The organism is Saccharothrix sp. NRRL B-16314, assembly GCF_000716595.1.
GTDB lineage: Bacteria > Actinomycetota > Actinomycetes > Mycobacteriales > Pseudonocardiaceae > Actinosynnema.
Genome location: NZ_JNXC01000132.1, coordinates 1 through 409 on the forward strand (window position 1 = coordinate 1; position 409 = coordinate 409).

At 67.2% G+C, this 409-nt stretch carries 1 pseudogene; it reads left to right on the forward strand.

The window, feature by feature from the left end:
- Positions 1-384 (forward strand): annotated as a pseudogene (locus tag OQ02_RS39355) (methyltransferase domain-containing protein); the annotation flags it as partial.
- Positions 385-409 lie beyond the last annotated feature (25 nt).

Below are 409 nucleotides of genomic sequence, written 5' to 3' on the forward strand. Positions count from 1 at the left end.
GTTCTTGTGCCTGGAGGGAGGATCGTGCTGCTTGGCCAGGACTGGGACACCATCGTCATCGACTCCGACGATCCGGCCCTCACCCGCACCATCGTGCACGCCCGCGCCGACCTGACCACCGCCCCGCGTGCTGCTCGCCGATACCGCAACCTGCTACTGAACAGCCGCTTCAGCGATGTGACGGTCGAGGTGCGCACCGGCGTCTTCACCGGGTCGGCGATGTTGCTCTTGCTCACCGGACTGGCCGAAGCGGCCTGTTCCACCGGGGCCATTACGCGCGAGCAGAAGGACACCTGGATCGTCGAGCAGCGCGCACGGGCCGAGACCGACCGCCTCTTCCTGGCACTGCCGATGTTCATGGCAGCGGCGACGGCACCCGAGTGAGGCCTGCTCGAAAGCGAGCGGAAGC